Below are 17,071 nucleotides of genomic sequence, written 5' to 3' on the forward strand. Positions count from 1 at the left end.
TGAATTGTGGTCATGAGCGCGCAAGTTACTCAAAACGCGTTACAAAGGCACCGGTCTCCCGAGTCCAGAAAATAGACTTGAAACCCGCCGTCCGGGCCTGAATCATCAGCGACTCGGCCGTCCGGCGCCCGTTTGATTCATCCAGGATAATCGTCCGGGCACCCAGTCGCCCCGACAACTGCTTCCAGTCCCTGACCGCATTTTGAGTAACGACCAGATAATCAAGCGGTATGGCTAACCTGACGTTGTTTCTGGCATAAGCACGCCCGATCACGCCGATCGTTTTCCCCCGACGCGCGATGATCTGGATGGACTGGTGATGTAAGTCCAACTGGCTAAATGTTATCCCGCTTCCCGGCACCCCCAGGCTATCGAAAGTACCCTGCACGTTGAAGGTAAAGGCAGGGTCAGAGTCGGAAAAATGAATAATATGGAAAAATTCGGCCGTATTTCCCTGAATCAGATTAATCATGGGCTGCTTCCCGCCCGCATGAATGACCAAAATCCGCTGTTTTTCACGCTGCCATTGAAGGCTCAAATTCAAAAAACTCAACACCACGCTAATCCCGATGGCCCACCAGATCAGTCCGGCCCTTCGCTCCATGACGATCAACAGCAGGCAGACGAGCAGACCCGCCAGCAAAATTAGTTCGAACCCCGTCAGGCGGAAAGGGCCGAGCACGGAGTACGGCAGGCGCTCGGTCAGCAGCACGACCTGATTCAGCAGCCACATGCTTTTGGAAAGAAGAAATCCAATAACATCCGAAAGCCCGGTTATCCAGCCGGTCCCCAGTAACGCCATCGCCAGAATCAGGACGAGCGACGAAAGCGGAATGACCAGCGGATTTGCCAGCCAGAAGTAGGTCGGAAACTGGTGAAAATAATAGACCGCCAGCGGAAACGTAAACAACTGCGCCACCAGAGCAACTGACGTCATTTCCCACAACCAGTTGGCCACCCGGTTTTTGAACACGAGGCTCTGGTACAACGGCTTTTGGCAGATCGCCAACCCTCCCACGGCCAGATACGACAATTGGAATCCCGCTGAGAAAAGTGCGTTGGGGTCAAACAGCAAAATCAGAAAAGCGGAAGCTGCCAGCGTATTGAGCAGGTTGTGTTGTCGATTCAGCAACTGAGCCAGCAGGAACAGGGAGAACATGCCAACCGACCGCAGAACCGGGGCCGAGAAACCGGTCATCAACGCGTAGAACCAGAGCGTGCCGGTCACCAGGATAAAAAAGAGCGCCTTCCCTCTCGGTTGCTTGCGCATCCAACCGAAGGCCGCACTTAACACCCAGAACAGGACGCCTACGTGCAGGCCGGAGACCGACAGCACGTGCACCGCACCCGCCGCGGAATAGGCCTGCTGCAAATCGGGGTCAATGGCATCGCGCACGCCCAGAATCATGGCCTTGACAATAGCAAACTCCTGATTCCCTTTCAGATGGTGGGTAAACAGACTATCCGCCCACCCATTGATCCGGTAGGCGAACTGCACACTCCGGGAAGGTGGCTGCAGGCCGAGCAGTCGCCGTTGCGACGGCTTCAGGAAATGCCTGTGATAGATTTGCTGCGTTTCCAGAAAGGCCCGGTAATCAAACTGGCCGGGATTTCTGGGGCCTTCGACCCGTTCGGGAGACCCAGCAATCAGCCAGCGCTCCCCGTACCGGGGTGGCGTTGCGGCGGTCCGGCTGAGGTAGCTGAGAATCTGGCCGGAAGCATTCTGCCAGCCCCCGGCGGTCCTGACCCGTTCGACCCGCAGGACAAACCGGAAGCTTTTTTGCCGTTGCTCCGGCTGCGTCTGCACCCGGGCTTCGTACGCGAGTACCCGCCCGGGAAGGTGTACAAGATGGTCGTCGGCCTGCCGCTCATCGTGTGCCATCGACACCAGAAAGCCCAGACTGCTCAGCAGCAGGAGACCCGCCAAACCCGTCCGCCTGGCGCCGAATTTCTTTTTAAACAGCAGAAAGAGGTAAAGGAGGGCAAGAAGCAGGACCCCTCCTACCGGGTAAGCTCCACCGATAGCCTTGGCCCCGGGAAAAACTGCGTAGCAGACAATCCCTGCCATCAAAGCCAGCACATACCGGAGGAAGGGCTGAGCGGACCAGCGTAGCATCAATTTTTGGAGTAACGGTGGGTCGGAAGTACCATTTTGTAATGCTGTATCCCGCATTCATCGAACGAATCGCCTACCGGTTCAAAGCCAAAACCGGCATACAGCGGCATGGCCGTTACCTGAGCGTGAAGGTAAATTTTGCCCAGGGGTTCGGGCTGCTGGCTGAACACGTCCTCCAGAACAGAATGAACCAGTTCACGGCCTACGCCCTGTCCGCGGAACGCTTTCAGAACGGCAAACCGCTCCAGTTTGACCCCATTGGAGGTTGTCCGCCAGCGGGCCGTGCCGCAGGGTGTACCGTCCGAAAAGGCCAGAAAATGACGGCTGCTGGTTTCAAATTCATCGTACTCTTCCTCCGCCGGAACGTTCTGTTCCTGCACAAACACGGATTCGCGAATGGCGAACACCGTTTTCAACTCTTCCGGATGGGTAACCTGTTGTACTGTAATCATTCAAAATCAAATTAGTAGACAAGCAAACGGCGCGTGGCGGACTCCCCGGCTGTACGGACCTTGACGAAATAAACGCCGGGGCCCATCGAATGCAAGGGCAACGTAAGTTTTAAACCGGGATACTCTTTGAATTCCTGCTCCCTCACCAGCCTTCCGGCCACATCGACAATGGAAACGGTAAACGTCTGATAGCCAGCAAACTGAACGGTCAGCGTAGTTGGCAAGGCGGCCGATGTCGGATTGGGGCCCAGTGCGACCGTCAGCGTTTCTGTTTCGGGAAGCGCTTCCTGCGCCAGGACCAGTTTCCGGCGGCGGGGGCTCACCTCAAGCACCATCCGCATCCGCTCCCGCTGGTCGCCCGTAAACATATTCATGCAAACATCCGGCGAGTAATCCATGTAATTCTCAATCAAGTTTCGCGTCCGGACGCCGTTGCAGTTGGAGTACACCTCCCGGCAGGGAAGCGACTCAAAAGCCCGCTCGGTGGGAGGCGTATCGTCGCAGTAGTCATCTCCGCAAACTACATCTCCCCAGGTATGGATCAGCCCCAGCCAGTGGCCTACTTCGTGGGTCGTGGTCCGGCCATAGGCGTAGTAATTACTGGTCACCGTGCCGGTTCCCGTGCCAAAAACCCGGTAATCGATAATGACCCCGTCGGTCCGTTCGTCGGTCTCCTCTTCCAGTCCCTTGATCGAGGCCGCAGTAGGAAAATGGCCATAGCCCAGAAAAGAACCTTCCAGCGGCGCTACCCAGATGTTCAGATACCGGTCGCTCGGCCAGTACGCGATTTCCGAAAGCAGCAGATCGTCATTGTAGACATCGAATTCCCGCTTCTGGGTGTACAGATGCCGGGTAATCCCGGAGGTCGGACTGCCGTTGGGGTCTGTCCGGGCCAGAAAAAATTCAATGCCCGTGTCAGCTCCGATGGGGCTTGTGTTGTATCCGCGGGTGTTGAGAACCCGGCGATAATCTTCGTTGAGCACCCGGATCTGCGACAGAATCTGCTCGTCCGAAATATTCGGGTTATTGCTTCCGCCCAAGGCTCCGGAAGCGTTATTGTGAATCACGTGGACCACGACCGGGATGCGGTAGGCCACCTCTCCCACCCGGCTGGCGCGTGCCGCCCCGGCCTTTTCGGTCAGTGCTTCCTGAATCAACCGGTCCAGAGTCTGCCTTTGCTGCAGTCGTTGCGGGTTGCGCTGCTGCAGGCGTTGTTCGTACTGGACCGCGCCGCAGCGGGAAGCAGGCATTTCCCCGGTGAACGAAGCAGGCTGGGCCTGTAGCCCGCTAATTGCCAGCCACAAACCCAGCCCGGATAATAAAACTTTATTTTTCAGCCCGTTCATACGCGGTGATAATCTCTCTGACCAGCCGGTGACGCACCACATCGCGTCCATCCAGTTCAACGAACGTAATGCCCGGAATATTCTTCAAAATTTCAACCGCTTCGATCAGACCCGAACGCTGGTTTTTCGGCAAGTCCACCTGGGAACGGTCCCCGGTAATGACCGCCTTCGAACTGGGGCCCATCCGGGTAAGGAACATCTTCATCTGCATGGGCGTCGTGTTCTGGGCTTCGTCCAGCAGAATGAAAGCGTGGTTAAGCGTTCGTCCCCGCATGTAGGCCAGCGGCGCAATTTCGATGATCCGGTTTTCGATATAAAACTTCAGTTTTTCCGCCGGAATCATATCGTCCAGGGCGTCGTAAATGGGACGCAGGTATGGGTCGATTTTTTCCTTCAGATCACCCGGCAGAAAACCCAGGTTTTCGCCCGCTTCCACGGCGGGGCGCGTAATGATAATTTTCCGTACCTCCTTGTTTTTCAGGGCCTGCACCGCCAGCGCCACCGCCGTGTAGGTTTTACCCGTCCCGGCAGGCCCTACCGCAAAGACCAGATCACTTTTTCGGGCGGCCTCGACCAGACGCTGCTGGTTGGCCGTTTTGGCCCGGACGATAATACCCCGGGTTCCGTACACCAGCACCTCATCGTCGTCCGGCTCGTTGACCACGACCGGGTTGCCCGGCTGCTCCCCTTTTGTTAAATAACTGCGAACGTTTTCATTCGACAGTTTGCCGTACCGCTGGTAATGTTCCAGAAGGGAATCCAGAATTTCGGTAATGCGGGTAATCTCAGGTGTGGTTCCTTTTATTCGGATTTCGTTGCCGCGCGAGATGATTTTGCTCATCGGAAAGGCGGCAGCCACCTCCTTGATGTTGTTGTTCTCTACTCCGAGAAAGTCAATCAACGAAACATTGTCGAGCGTGATTACTTTTTCTACCAAATCTTCCAATCGTTTTAGATAATTACTCTGTGAAATGCTGTCTTAAATTCAGGCAAAACTTTCTCCTATACAACAAAAATTACGACAATTTATTTCCAAGCCTCAAAAGGAAATCCGGACGGGGAAAATGCCGGTCCTGTTTTCTGAAGGCCAAACCCGCGTTTTACCGACGCGGGACAACGTAGTTAAAAACCGGTTACAAAAAATTGTATTTGTTTTTCTATTTTAATCCACAAAATAGTTAGTTTAGACCCAATTAGTTAGCGTTAGTTATGCAGTATGAGTAGCAGATAGCCTTCCGTTATGGCTTTTCTTTTCTGGCTCTGATTGGTTATACTTGCGTACACCATATGGAAAACGAACGCCCACATAGCTCTTCCTACCGCAAGCCCATCGGTTCAGTTCGCGACCGGCGGATGTCGGACGGGAATAACCAATATCTCGCGCCCACTGGTTTTGGGAAGCTGCCTCCGCAGGCCGTTGACCTGGAGGAAGCCGTTTTAGGTGCCCTGATGATTGAAAAGGACGCCCTTTCGGCCGTCATCGACATTTTGAAGCCGGACAGCTTCTACAAAGAAGCGCACCAGCGGATTTATAATGCCATTCTGACTCTTTTTGGCAACTCGGAACCTGTCGATCTGCTGACGGTTACCAACCAGCTTCGCAAAACGGGTGAAATTGAGTTTGTTGGCGGTCCGGTTTATATCACCGAACTGACCACCAAAGTTACTTCGGCCGCCAACATCGAATACCATTCCCGGATTATTACCGAATCGGCCATCAAACGGGCCCTGATTTCGGCTTCCACCGAGATTCTCCGGGACGCTTACGAAGATTCTCAGGACGTCTTTACGCTTCTCGACAAGGTTGAAAAAACGCTGTTCCAGATTTCGGAGTCAAATATCCGGAAGAACTACGCGGACATGCGCTCCATCATGGGGCAGGCGCTGACCGAACTGGAACAGAAGAAAAACAACCGGGACGGTCTTACGGGCGTGCCTTCGGGCTTCTCCGCCCTCGACCGCGTCACGGCGGGCTGGCAGCGTTCCGAACTCATCATTCTGGCCGCCCGGCCGGGGATGGGTAAAACGGCTTTTGTGGTTTCAGCCCTCCGCAATGCCGCCGTGGACTTTGGGCAGCCCGTGGCTATTTTTTCGCTGGAGATGTCCTCGGTGCAGCTCGTCAACCGTCTGATCTCGGCCGAAGCCGAAATTGACAGCGAAAAAATCAAGAAAGGAAATCTGGCCCCGCACGAATGGGCGCAGTTGCACCATAAAATCCAGCGCCTGACCGAAGCGCCCATCTTTATCGACGATACGCCGGCTCTTTCGATCCTTGAACTCCGGGCCAAATGCCGCCGATTGAAAGCCCAGCACGATATTCAGATGGTCGTCATTGACTACCTTCAGCTGATGTCGGGCGACAGTACCAAAGGCGGCGGCAACCGGGAACAGGAGATTGCCTCTATTTCCCGGGCACTCAAGAACCTGGCGAAAGAACTGAATGTCCCCGTCATTGCCCTGTCTCAGTTGAGCCGGGCCGTGGAAACGCGCGGCGGCGACAAAAAGCCCCAGCTCTCCGACCTTCGGGAATCCGGTTCCATCGAGCAGGATGCCGACATGGTTATCTTCCTGTACCGTCCGGAATACTACGGAATTACGGCGGACGAAGCGGGCAATCCGACCACCAGCATGGGCGAGGTCATCCTGGCCAAAAACCGAAGCGGCTCCCTCGATACCGTTCAGCTTCGCTTTATCGGGAAATACACCAAGTTTGCGGATATGGACGGCTACTTCATGCCGCCCCAGAACGGCCCCGGCCCCGGCGGCTTTGCGCCTCCCGGCGGCGGTTTTGACAATTCCGTCTCGGGTCTCAGCAGCTTCGAAGCGCCTGCGCCCCCGGCGGGCGGCGTCATTAAGAGCCGTGCCAACAACCTTACCGGCGGCTTCGGCACCATCGACCCGAACCAGCCAACGCCGTTTTGAAAAGGTTGAATTTTGAATGGACTTTGCCTCTCTTAACAGAGTCCATTCAAAATTCAACCTTCAACATTCAGTATTCCTTCACTTTCTCTTCTCCAGCCGGACGACATTCTCCACGTGGTGCGTGTGGGGGAACATGTCTACCGGCTGCACGCCCGTTACTTCGTAGAGTTCATCCAGAATTGCCAGGTCTCTTGCCTGCGTGGCGGAGTTGCAGCTGACGTACACAATGCGCTGGGGCGCCGCCTGGAGCAGGTTGCGCGTCACCGGCTCGTCCATGCCGGCCCGCGGCGGGTCCGTTATGACCACATCCGGACGGCCATACTGGTTCAGCAGCTCGGGCGTCAGCAGTTTCTGCATATCCCCGGCCAGAAACTCCGCGTTGCGGATTCCGTTCACCTGGGCGTTGATGCGGGCGTCTTCCACCGCGGCCTCCACGTACTCGATGCCGAGCACGTGCTGCGCCTGACGGGCCACAAACAGCGCGATTGTCCCGGTGCCCGTGTAAAGGTCGTAGACCCGCTCCTGTCCGGTAAGACCCGCCCATTCCCGGGTTATTTTGTAAAGCTCGTAAGCCTGGTCCGAGTTGGTCTGGTAAAACGATTTCGCTCCGATCCGGAAGGTCAGGTCCTCCATCCGCTCTTCGATGAACGGGCTTCCGTGGACATTGATCACCTCCTGGTCCTGATACGAATCGTTCTTCTTCGTGTTCAGGATATAATTCAGGGATTTGATTTCGGGAAACGTGCTTTTCAGAAAGTCGAGCAGGGCGGCAATCTGTTCGGGGTCGTTCTGCGCCACCTGCACGGTAACCATAATCTGCCCGGTTGATGCCGTTCGGATAATCAGCGTCCGGAGAAACCCTTCGTGCGTTTTCAGATTATAGAGCGTCAGTCCGTTTTGAACGACGTAATCGGCCACCGCCAGCCGAATGGCGTTCGAGGGGTCCGGCTGCAGATAGCACCGCTCGATGGGAAGGACTTTGTCGAACCGCTTGGGCACGTGAAATCCAACCGCCCGTTTGTCGAGCTGAGCGCCCGACTGGATATCCGCATCGGTCAGCCACCGGCCGTCGGCGCAGGTGAATTCCAGTTTGTTGCGGTAATAAGTCGTCTCGGCCGAAGCCAGGGCTTCGGGAATTTCGGGCAACTGGACTTTGCCGATTCGGGTCAGGTGATCGACCACCTGCTGGCGTTTGAACCGAAGCTGTTCCTCGTACTTGATATGCTGCCATTTACACCCGCCGCAGACACCAAAATGCTGACAGAACGGCTGTGTGCGGACATCCGAGAATTCATGAATCCGTTCCGCGACGGCTTCGCGGTACTGCTTTTTCTGATTGACAATCCGAATATCGACGACATCTCCGGGAGCCACGGCGCCCTCCACAAAGATCACTCCTTCCGACGTCCGGACGAGGCATTTCCCCTCCGCCGCCACGTCGTCAATCCGGACGCGCTCCAGGCGTTCGTCCGGCTTCCTGTATTTTTTACGCATAATTTCAAAAATTCCGTAAATTAAGCACGCTCTTTGCGCAACTCCTATCCTCTTCCTGAATGAAACAACTTTATTTTTTCTTCCTTTGGTTCATCCGAGGAGCGTGTTTAGTGGGCGGACTCCCTGCTCTGGCAACGCATATCGTGGGAGGCGAGCTGGAAATGCAGTACGTTGGACCCAATGGCCGGGACTTTGTCAATTACCAGTTCAACCTGAATCTTTACTTCGACGCCCAGTTTGGCAATCCCCAGGCGGAAGACCCAGTCGTGACCGTTTTCTTCTTCCGAAAGTCGGATAACGCCCTGATGGGTGAAGCCATCCTGCCCCGCACAACCACCAGCATGGTCAACTACACCAATCCGGACTGTGCCAACTCGACCCTGCAGACACGCTTCATCCGCTACGGCTCCGAAATCGGCCTTAACGTCCGGACCTTCAACGACCCTTCGGGCTATTACGTGGTCTGGGAACGCTGCTGCCGCAACAGTGCGATCAACAACATCCAGGACCCGGGCGGTGCTGGTTCTACTTTTTATCTGGAATTTCCGGCGATTACCCGGGACGGCAACAATTTTGTCAACTCCTCCCCGGTTTTCGGACTGGCGAAGGGCGATTACATCTGCGTCAACCGGCCGTTCACCTTTGATTTCGGCGCCCGCGACCCGGACCGGGACAGCCTCATCTACCGGCTGGTCACGCCGTACAACGGTTTCAGTAGCCGGAATAATCCCAGCCCGCAGACTGCGACTGGCAGTTCCTCCTACCCGGAAGTCCGCTGGGCGGCGGGCATCGGCCTCGGCCAGATCATCCCCGGTCCGCAGCCGCTTCAGGTGAATCCGCGCACCGGCCTGCTGACCGTGACCGCCAACCGGACCGGTCTGTATGTGTTCTGCGTACAGGTTGAGGAATACCGGAAAGACGCCTCCGGCCAGTACCGCCGCATTGGACTGGTCCGCCGGGATTTTCAGCTGAAAGTAATCGAATGTCCTTCCAACGCCGCTCCGCGGCTGTTGATGCGGCAGACGGGGCAGGCCGCCTTTTATCGGGAAGGAAGTCTGGTGACGCTTTCCCGCAACGACAACAAATGTTTTGACCTCCTCATCACCGACCGGGACGGGAATCAGCGGATTCGTCTGCTGCCGCTCGGGAACCAACCGGGGATTACGCTTCAGAATTCGGAGGTTTTTATCCGGATGCCCGGGGATACGGCCCGCACCCAGGTCTGTTTTGACCGCTGTCTGGCCCCGCCCGACGGGCGGACCGTGACCATCAATCTGCTGGCCGTTGACGATGGATGCCCGCAGGGGCTGGAGGATACGCTCCAAATCCGCCTACAGATTGAGCCGGACCCGAACGCGGTGCCCGACGCCACCACCGACCTGCCCAACCAGCGGGCTACGGCCGTCGTCGGCAAGGCGCTTTCGTTCAATGTGTTCGGCAATGACCTGGACCGCGACCAGATTACGCTGGTGGCCGTCGGGCGCGGCTTTACGCTGGCGCAGGCGGGCATGAGCTTTGCTTCGGTTTCGGGCACGGGCTCCGTCACGCAGGTTTTCCGCTGGACTCCGCAGTGCGGCCAGGTTCGCAGCAATGAATACGTGATTGACTTTATCGTGACGGACCAGCGATGTAACGGCAGCCAGCGGGATACCGTTACGGTCCGGCTGGCGGCCCTTCCCGAGAACAGCAATAAACCCGAGGTGCGGACCACCCTGCCCAACCCCGTCATTGAATTAACGCTGAACCCCGAAGCGCCGCAGGAGGCCTCCGTCGCCTTCGACGCCATCGCCAACGACAAAGACCCGGATGTGCTGAAGCTGAGTGCCCAGGGCAGGGGTTTTGACTGGAAATCCGTCGGCATGCAGTTTCAGGAGAAGTCGGGCCAGGGGCCGCTGACCTCTCCTTTTGCCTGGACGCCCGAGTGCCGCGTTATGAACGGCAAGTCCGAAGCCCGGTTTGAAATGGACTTTCTGACCGAAGACAACAGCTGCCTGCCCAACCGGTTCGATACAACCCGGGTCACGATTATCCTGAAAGACCGAAGCAGTAATTTTGAGATTACCGTTCCCAACGTCTTTACGCCGAACAATGACGGCAAAAACGACGCGTTTTCGGTGCCTGAACTGCCGCAATCGACCTGCTCCGAACAGTTTGAACGGGTTGAAATCTACAATCGGTGGGGCACCAAAGTCTACGCCTCCACCAGCCGCCTTTTTCGCTGGGACGGCCTCGGCTTCCCCACGGGCCAGTACTTCTATCTGATCAAATACACCCGCCAGGCGTTCAGGGGTCCGGTCACGCTTCTGCGCTAACAACAAAAAAGTCCGCTGAAGAGCGGACTTTTTTGTTGTGATTGGTTTTTCCTTAAAAATCTTTGAGCCGGATATTGCCGCGGATGGGTCCGAGGTTGACGTAGGTCATGCCGCCGAAGAGCATGTTTTCCTGTGCCTGGTTCAGTTGAACCGTACCCGAGATCGGTGCCGTCGTCGTGGTAAAGGTCGTGATTGCGGGACCAACCTGCGAATTATAGTCAGTGAAGTAATAAAGGCCGCCCGTCGTCGGTGCCGGAGTTACCCCGGAGTAATTGACCTGGTACTGGAGCTGTCTGGTTACTTTATTGTAAGTCCCCGTGAACGTCCCCGTTCCGGTGGAAGTATTCGCTGGGATTTGCTGTGCTCCGTTGATGGTGGCGGTCAGGTCGACGGTATCCCGCTTGTCCGGAGCATCCTTATCTTCACAGGCAGTAAAAGTCAGCAGCACGGCAAGCAGAGCGGGGAAGAAAAACGCAAACGTTCTTTTCATAATGGGTGAAATTAATAGGATCACAACTAATGCTGCGCAATAATACTAACTTTGCAGCAATTCCAACACGGCATCTGGAGCCGTTTTGCATACATAACTGAATTTAAGGCCAATGTTTCTTTCCGGGCCCGGCATATTTTATTGTTTGGCCTAAAACAGTCGGTCTTCTGTTAAAAAGTACCCTCCATGACGGATAAAGTTGTATTGATTACCGGCTCATCCACCGGCATTGGCAAGGCGCTTGCTTTTGCCTTTGGACGCGAAGGAGCCCGCATTGTCCTTTGTGCCCGCCGCCTGGACTCCCTGGAGGCCGCCAGCCGCGAGCTCTCCGCGGCCGGTATTGACCATCTGGCGCTACCCGCCGACGTGAGCGTGGAAGCTGAGGTGAAACACCTCGTTGAGGAAACGATCCGCTACTACGGGCGTCTGGACATTCTGATCAACAACGCGGGCATCTCCATGCGCTCGATGTTTGAAGACCTGGACCCCGAGGTGATCCGCAAGGTCATGGACATCAATTTTATGGGCACCGTCTACGCAACGCACCACGCTCTGCCCCATATCAAAAAAACAAAAGGTTCGATCGTCGGCATATCGTCGATTGCCGGCTACCGCGGCCTCCCCGTCCGGACCGGCTATTCGGCTTCCAAATTTGCCGTCAACGGCTTTCTGGAGGCGCTGCGTACCGAATTGCTGCATAGCGGGGTGCATGTCTTGCTGGCCTGCCCGGGTTTCACGGCTTCCAACATTCGGTTTGCGGCCCTCGATAAGGAAGGAAATGCCAGCGGAGAGACGATGCGCGACGAAAGCAACATGATGAGCGCCGAAGAATGCGCCGACCACATCCTGCGGGCGGTCAAAAAGCGGAAGCGCGATCTGGTGCTGACCGCCCAGGGAAAGCTGACGGTTTTCCTCAACAAATGGCTGCCGGCGCTGACCGACAAACTCGTTTACAACACGCTGGCCAAGGAGAAAGACTCGCCGCTCCGGCGCTGAATAGAAGGTTTTCTGGCTTTCAAGGGCAACTCACAGTAGACGGGTTGCCTTTTTTTACACCCGCCAGACGGCATCCTGACGAACGTAGTACAGGCCATTGTTCCAGTACACGCGCAGCCACACGTCCTGCCCGCCCAGAATATTCACTTTGTTGCCTTTGCCAATGACGCCCACCACGGGAGCCGCCGCCGAGGGTTGCTGCCGGAGATAGACGGCGTTCCGGTTGATGATTCCCGATTGGTAGCGTTCGGGCAGATTGACCAGCATGAGCAGACCGATGAGGTAGAAGAACACGATCCATTTGTGTTCACGGCGGATGGTTTCCTGCCTTCGGTATTTCGTCCAGAAGACCCCGAACACATAAAAACCGAGGACCAGCAGCAGAATGATGAAATACGAACTGTATTGCTTGTAAAAGAGGTAAAAATAGTTCAGGTCGTCGGCTTCGTAACCGGACAAGTTGTTCTCCAGCGCCACTTCGTTCATTTTACGCAGGACGGCCTCGTTGGGCAGTCGGTCGAAATAACGCTGCAGATAAAACAATTGCCGGGGAACATCCTGTTGTTTCTCAAAAATAAAAGCCTGTTTCAGCAGCAGCGGGTCGGTTGGCGGAAACCCTTTCTGCTCGTATTGCGCATACAAACGCCCGGCCTGCCGGTACTCGCCGAGCCGGAAGAGCGAATCGGCTTTTTTTAGTAAATCCTCTGGGCGCTGAGCGACAGCAAATTGTGTCAGCCAAAGCAGAATAAATGAAAAAAATGCACTTTTTTTACCGAACAAAGCTTGCATAGAGCATCTAAAAGGCCTACTTTTGCACTCGCAATTCGGGAAAGAAATAACGCTAACCCAAACGGCAAATATACAAGATCTGGTAGCTCAGTTGGTAGAGCAATACACTTTTAATGTATGGGTCCTGGGTTCGAGTCCCAGCCGGATCACCAAAAGTAACCTAATTAAAGTGCAAAAGTTCGCTTCGCGAAGCGGACTCCGCAAACAGACCTTGATCTGGTAGCTCAGTTGGTAGAGCAATACACTTTTAATGTATGGGTCCTGGGTTCGAGTCCCAGCCGGATCACCAAAAAGTAACCTAATTAAAGTACAGTGTTCGCTTCACGAAGCGAACTTCTGCAGACAGATCCTGATCTGGTAGCTCAGTTGGTAGAGCAATACACTTTTAATGTATGGGTCCTGGGTTCGAGTCCCAGCCGGATCACCAAAAAGTAACCTAATTAAAGTACAGTGTTCGCTTCACGAAGCGAACTTCTGCAGACAGATCCTGATCTGGTAGCTCAGTTGGTAGAGCAATACACTTTTAATGTATGGGTCCTGGGTTCGAGTCCCAGCCGGATCACAACAGAAGCCGCTTCGAGCGGCTTTTTTGTTTTACCCCAAACCGACCCGGATTCAAACAAAGACAGTTTTGCGGCGTTTTAGGAACGGTCAAGTTCCCTAAATCGATGACACAAAAACTGATCTTCCTTCTGTTGACCGGATTGGTGTGGGCCTGCAGTTCCGTGCGGGTGGTCGACACCAAGGCCGATAACGGATTTTCGCTTGCTAGGTACAAGACGTATAATTTCTATTCGGTCGAAACCACCGGCGATTCCGGACGCGTTTCAATCCGGCCGCAAGTGGACCGGCTGAAAGAAGCCATTACCCGCGAACTGGAAAGCCGTGGTCTGCGCCGGGCGGCCCAGCCCGACTTGCTGGTCAACATCGGCCTCAACGTGGCGGAGAAGGTTCAGACGCGGCAAACCTCCCTCCTGACCGACCCGCCGAACTACATCGGCCAGCGCCGGTACACCTGGCGTTCGCGTGAGGTGGAAGTGGGGCGCTACAAGCAGGGAACGGTCGATATTCATCTGGTGGACCGGTCCCGCAACGAAATGGTCTGGCAGGGTGTGGCGGAAGGCGTCATTCCCGATAAGCCGGACAAGCGCCAGAAACGGGCCAATGAAAGCATGGCCAAACTGTTCGAAAAGGTTCCTCAATAAAAAAAGCGGCGCTAAGGCCGCTTTTCCATTAGAAGGGTAATTCGCTATCGTCTTCTCCAATAAAATTGGGCGGGGGTGATGCCGCCGAACGGCTGCTTCCGGAAGAAGCGCCAGCCGGGGCGCTGTATTCAGCCGGTGCAGACGAGGTCTCGCCTTCGGCTGCCTCAATGCGCCACGCTTTGACGTCGGTATACCAGCGGTCGTTATACTCGCGGGACTCCAGGCTGAACATCACCCGGATGCTGTCGCCGGGGGCGTACATCTTCAGATCGGCCGCTTTTTCACCCCAAACCGTCAGGCAAACTTGCTTGGGAAACTGGTCAACTGTCTCGATGACAAAGTTCTGTTTAACCCAGGTTCCGTTTTTCCCCTGTCCTGTCTGCTCCGGCAGGACCTTGACTAATTTTCCGATTAATTCGAGTGCCATTATACTGTCAAATAAACCTGTTCCGACAACCCTGCCGCAACTGCTATTAGGTTACAATTTACGACTTTCTAGCGGAAATTCCTGCAAAATCCTACAAAACGTTGCCTCTTCTCCGGCAGGATTTTTCATAAAAACCGGCCAGGCCCCAAAAAAACACTGGCTCCTCTTTCCCGAGAAGAGCCAGGTCCAGTGCTAACCTATGATAAACAGCTCTATGTTCAATTCTCCTGACTGTCTGTCTGGAAAGAAGCATGTCCTGTTATAATGAGTAAAGAAAACAGGCGGACGTATATACTCTGTGATTCTATAAATTTTCTCAGAAAACGCTGTATTTGGCCTTAAAACATAAAAAATGATGAACGTGGATATTGGTTTTATCATTTGTTAGACCTACTTTTGCACCACCAAATCGGGAAACAAACCGAACACGTCCATGTGGTGAAATTGGTAGACACGCCATCTTGAGGGGGTGGTGCCGTAAGGTGTGAGGGTTCGAATCCCTCCGTGGACACTGAGAAGCCCTGCAAACAAATGTTTGCAGGGCTTTTTTGTGCCTGTGCCAAATCGCAAAAGAAAACCGGCCTTTTTCGGGGCCGGTTTTTTGCGTTCAAAAGAGATTTATCTAAACCGAAACGTTCGTCAGGGTTGCGTCCACTTGCCGGATGATGGCCTGCAGGTCTTCCGGACGAGCCGCGTAGTCCACCTGACTGACGTCGATCACGAGCAGATTGCCGGCGGTGTAGCCGTCGATAAAATCCTCGTAATGCCGGTTCAGGTTGCCGAGGTATTCCTCGCTGATCGACTTTTCGAAGTCCCGTCCGCGTTTTTGAATCTGGGACGTGAGTTTGGGAAGGTCGGCCCGGAGGTAGATCATCAGGTCCGGCGGACGAACCAGCGCCAGCATGTTGTCAAACAGGGTCCGGTACGTCAGGTAATCCCGCTCCGTCATCAGACCGCTGTCGAAAAGGTTCTTGGCAAAAATAAAGGCGTCTTCGTAAATGGTCCGGTCCTGCACCACGCTCCGTCCGGACTCCCTAATCCGGATGACCTGCTCGAACCGGCTGTTCAGAAAATAGATCTGGAGGTTGAACGACCAGCGCTCCATATCCTCGTAAAAGTCTTTCAGGTAGGGATTGCCTTCTACGGCCTCTTCCAGCACGTCCCAGCCGTAATGCTGAGCCAACAATCTGGCCAGTGTGGTCTTACCGGCTCCAATATTTCCCGTAATGGCAATGTGCATATGTACAAGTTTAATAGAACAAGGGTCGCGAAAATCGCAAATCCCGGCTCATTTTCCTATAACCGTCTGTGATTTTAATCAGGTTCCGCCAGTCGTGCAAGTCAGCCGGTACCATGAACCCCTTTCCGGCCAGAATCGTTATCTTTGCGCATTCATTGCCCATTCTGTTAACATTGCGTATGAAACCGTACCGCGTTCTGCTTTACTACTTCTATACTCCCCTTGAAAACCCTGAACAGTTCCGGGATGAGCACCATCTCCTGTGCCTGCAACTCAACCTCCTGGGCCGCATTATTGTTGCCCCCGAGGGCCTGAACGGAACGGTGTCCGGACTGGCGGCCGACTGCGAAGCGTACATGCGGATTGTCGCGTCCGACCCCCGTTTTGCCGGGATTGATTTTAAGGTGGAAGAACACGATACGCATGCCTTCCAGAAGCTCCATGTGCGCCTGAAAGAGGAGATTGTCAATTCGGACCTGCCGGTAGACCCGCGCCGCGAAACGGGCAAGCACCTCGAACCCGCCGAGTTCCGGCAGATGCTCGACGACGAAGACGTGGTTCTGGTCGATATGCGGTCCAACTACGAACATGCCGTGGGGCGCTTCAAAGGCGCGGTCACGTTCGATATGGAGAACCTGCGCGAACTGCCGGAGCACATCCATGAGATCGAACATCTGAAAAACAAGAAAGTCATTACCTACTGCACCGGCGGCATCAAATGCGAAAAAGCGAGTGCTTACCTTCTGCAGCAGGGCTTCAAGGATGTCTACCAGCTGCACGGCGGGATCATCAAATACGGCCAGGAAGAAGGCGGACAGGATTTTGAAGGCAAATGCTACGTGTTCGACAACCGCATAGCCGTCGATGTCAACAAGGTCAATCCGAAGGTGATTTCGACCTGCTTCCGCTGCGGTACCGAAACGGCCCGCATGATCAACTGCGCCAGCCCCTCGTGCAACAACCACGTGGCCATGTGCGAAGAATGCGGCTGGGAACACCAGGGCACCTGCGCGGATGCCTGCAAGGCGGACCCTCACCTCCGCGCTTACGACGGAACGGGGTATTACAGCAAAAAAACGGAAGGCTACACGCCTCTTCAGGGATACATCAGTCGGAAATCGCTGGCCCTGAAATAAGCCGGTGGCGTCTGCGCCCGGGACGCGGATTGGATTGAGACAGGCGGCGCCGGCCGCGAAAATCAATCCAATCCGCGTCTTTTGCGTTTTAATGGTATACAAAGTTCCCGTCTGATAAAGTCCAGACGACCGCAATTTGTACCTTT

General features: G+C 55.0%; 14 protein-coding genes and 5 tRNA genes. 10 read left to right on the plus strand and 9 right to left on the minus strand.

Annotation, left to right across the window (positions count from 1 at the left end):
- Positions 1-25 precede the first annotated feature (25 nt).
- From ORG26_RS22840 to ORG26_RS22855, 4 genes are read right to left on the minus strand one after another with little or no spacing between them, the layout of a single operon-like run.
- Entirely contained in the window at positions 26-2,116 is a 2,091-nt protein-coding gene (locus tag ORG26_RS22840) for a ComEC/Rec2 family competence protein (protein ID WP_266365972.1), read from the minus strand.
- Entirely contained in the window at positions 2,116-2,568 is a 453-nt protein-coding gene (locus ORG26_RS22845) for a GNAT family N-acetyltransferase (RefSeq protein ID WP_266365973.1), read from the minus strand. The genes ORG26_RS22840 and ORG26_RS22845 overlap by 1 nt, the downstream gene beginning before the upstream one ends.
- Positions 2,569-2,579: 11 nt before the next feature.
- A complete protein-coding gene (locus ORG26_RS22850; protein WP_266365974.1) occupies positions 2,580-3,914 on the minus strand; it encodes a M43 family zinc metalloprotease in 1,335 nt (444 codons plus the stop codon).
- A complete protein-coding gene (locus ORG26_RS22855; protein ID WP_266369465.1) occupies positions 3,895-4,851 on the minus strand; it encodes a PhoH family protein in 957 nt (318 codons plus the stop codon). The genes ORG26_RS22850 and ORG26_RS22855 overlap by 20 nt, the downstream gene beginning before the upstream one ends.
- 350 nt (positions 4,852-5,201) lie before the next feature.
- On the opposite strand from ORG26_RS22855, the gene dnaB reads away from it, so the two are divergent.
- Positions 5,202-6,836, plus strand: a complete 1,635-nt coding sequence (gene dnaB, locus ORG26_RS22860) for a replicative DNA helicase (RefSeq protein ID WP_323134324.1) — start codon at positions 5,202-5,204, stop codon at positions 6,834-6,836.
- Between the two features lie 78 nt (positions 6,837-6,914).
- On the opposite strand, the gene rlmD is transcribed toward dnaB, so the two are convergent.
- The gene (gene rlmD, locus ORG26_RS22865) at positions 6,915-8,330 is read right to left on the minus strand and encodes a 23S rRNA (uracil(1939)-C(5))-methyltransferase RlmD (protein WP_266365975.1); all 1,416 of its coding nucleotides are present in this window, start codon (positions 8,328-8,330) and stop codon (positions 6,915-6,917) included.
- A gap of 59 nt (positions 8,331-8,389) precedes the next feature.
- Here rlmD and ORG26_RS22870 point away from each other — a divergent pair, with 59 nt between their 5' ends.
- The gene (locus ORG26_RS22870; protein ID WP_266365976.1) at positions 8,390-10,642 is read left to right on the plus strand and encodes a gliding motility-associated C-terminal domain-containing protein; all 2,253 of its coding nucleotides are present in this window, start codon (positions 8,390-8,392) and stop codon (positions 10,640-10,642) included.
- A gap of 52 nt (positions 10,643-10,694) precedes the next feature.
- On the opposite strand, the gene ORG26_RS22875 is transcribed toward ORG26_RS22870, so the two are convergent.
- The gene (locus ORG26_RS22875) at positions 10,695-11,132 is read right to left on the minus strand and encodes a CHRD domain-containing protein (protein ID WP_266365977.1); all 438 of its coding nucleotides are present in this window, start codon (positions 11,130-11,132) and stop codon (positions 10,695-10,697) included.
- Positions 11,133-11,318: 186 nt separating this feature from the next.
- Between ORG26_RS22875 and ORG26_RS22880 the strand changes: the two genes are divergently transcribed.
- Positions 11,319-12,128: an SDR family oxidoreductase gene (locus ORG26_RS22880; RefSeq protein ID WP_266365978.1), complete on the plus strand. Its 810-nt coding sequence runs from the start codon at positions 11,319-11,321 to the stop codon at positions 12,126-12,128.
- Positions 12,129-12,182: 54 nt separating this feature from the next.
- Here the strand turns inward: ORG26_RS22880 and ORG26_RS22885 are convergent, their stop codons facing one another.
- A complete protein-coding gene (locus ORG26_RS22885) occupies positions 12,183-12,917 on the minus strand; it encodes an SH3 domain-containing protein (RefSeq protein WP_266365979.1) in 735 nt (244 codons plus the stop codon).
- Positions 12,918-12,993: 76 nt separating this feature from the next.
- On the opposite strand from ORG26_RS22885, the gene ORG26_RS22890 reads away from it, so the two are divergent.
- The 5 genes from ORG26_RS22890 (at position 12,994) to ORG26_RS22910 (ending at position 14,122) form a co-directional block, all read left to right on the plus strand.
- A tRNA-Lys gene (locus tag ORG26_RS22890) sits at positions 12,994-13,069 on the plus strand.
- Positions 13,070-13,130: 61 nt separating this feature from the next.
- Positions 13,131-13,206 (plus strand) — tRNA-Lys (locus tag ORG26_RS22895).
- Positions 13,207-13,268: 62 nt separating this feature from the next.
- Positions 13,269-13,344 (plus strand) — tRNA-Lys (locus ORG26_RS22900).
- A 62-nt stretch (positions 13,345-13,406) separates the two neighbouring features.
- Positions 13,407-13,479: transfer RNA gene (locus ORG26_RS22905), tRNA-Lys, on the plus strand.
- Between the two features lie 106 nt (positions 13,480-13,585).
- On the plus strand, positions 13,586-14,122 hold the full coding sequence (locus tag ORG26_RS22910; protein WP_266365980.1) for a DUF4136 domain-containing protein: 537 nt from the start codon (positions 13,586-13,588) through the stop codon (positions 14,120-14,122).
- A gap of 28 nt (positions 14,123-14,150) precedes the next feature.
- Here the strand turns inward: ORG26_RS22910 and ORG26_RS22915 are convergent, their stop codons facing one another.
- Positions 14,151-14,549, minus strand: coding sequence for a DUF3127 domain-containing protein (locus tag ORG26_RS22915; RefSeq protein WP_266365981.1), 399 nt, complete (start codon positions 14,547-14,549; stop codon positions 14,151-14,153).
- A gap of 429 nt (positions 14,550-14,978) precedes the next feature.
- Between ORG26_RS22915 and ORG26_RS22920 the strand changes: the two genes are divergently transcribed.
- Positions 14,979-15,060: transfer RNA gene (locus ORG26_RS22920), tRNA-Leu, on the plus strand.
- Between the two features lie 111 nt (positions 15,061-15,171).
- Here the strand turns inward: ORG26_RS22920 and ORG26_RS22925 are convergent.
- Positions 15,172-15,789, minus strand: a complete 618-nt coding sequence (locus tag ORG26_RS22925; RefSeq protein WP_266365982.1) for a deoxynucleoside kinase — start codon at positions 15,787-15,789, stop codon at positions 15,172-15,174.
- A 179-nt stretch (positions 15,790-15,968) separates the two neighbouring features.
- On the opposite strand from ORG26_RS22925, the gene trhO reads away from it, so the two are divergent.
- On the plus strand, positions 15,969-16,925 hold the full coding sequence (gene trhO, locus ORG26_RS22930; protein ID WP_266365983.1) for an oxygen-dependent tRNA uridine(34) hydroxylase TrhO: 957 nt from the start codon (positions 15,969-15,971) through the stop codon (positions 16,923-16,925).
- Positions 16,926-17,071: the final 146 nt, after the last annotated feature.

Source organism: Tellurirhabdus rosea (assembly GCF_026278345.1).
GTDB classification, from domain to species: Bacteria; Bacteroidota; Bacteroidia; order Cytophagales; family Spirosomataceae; genus Tellurirhabdus; species Tellurirhabdus rosea.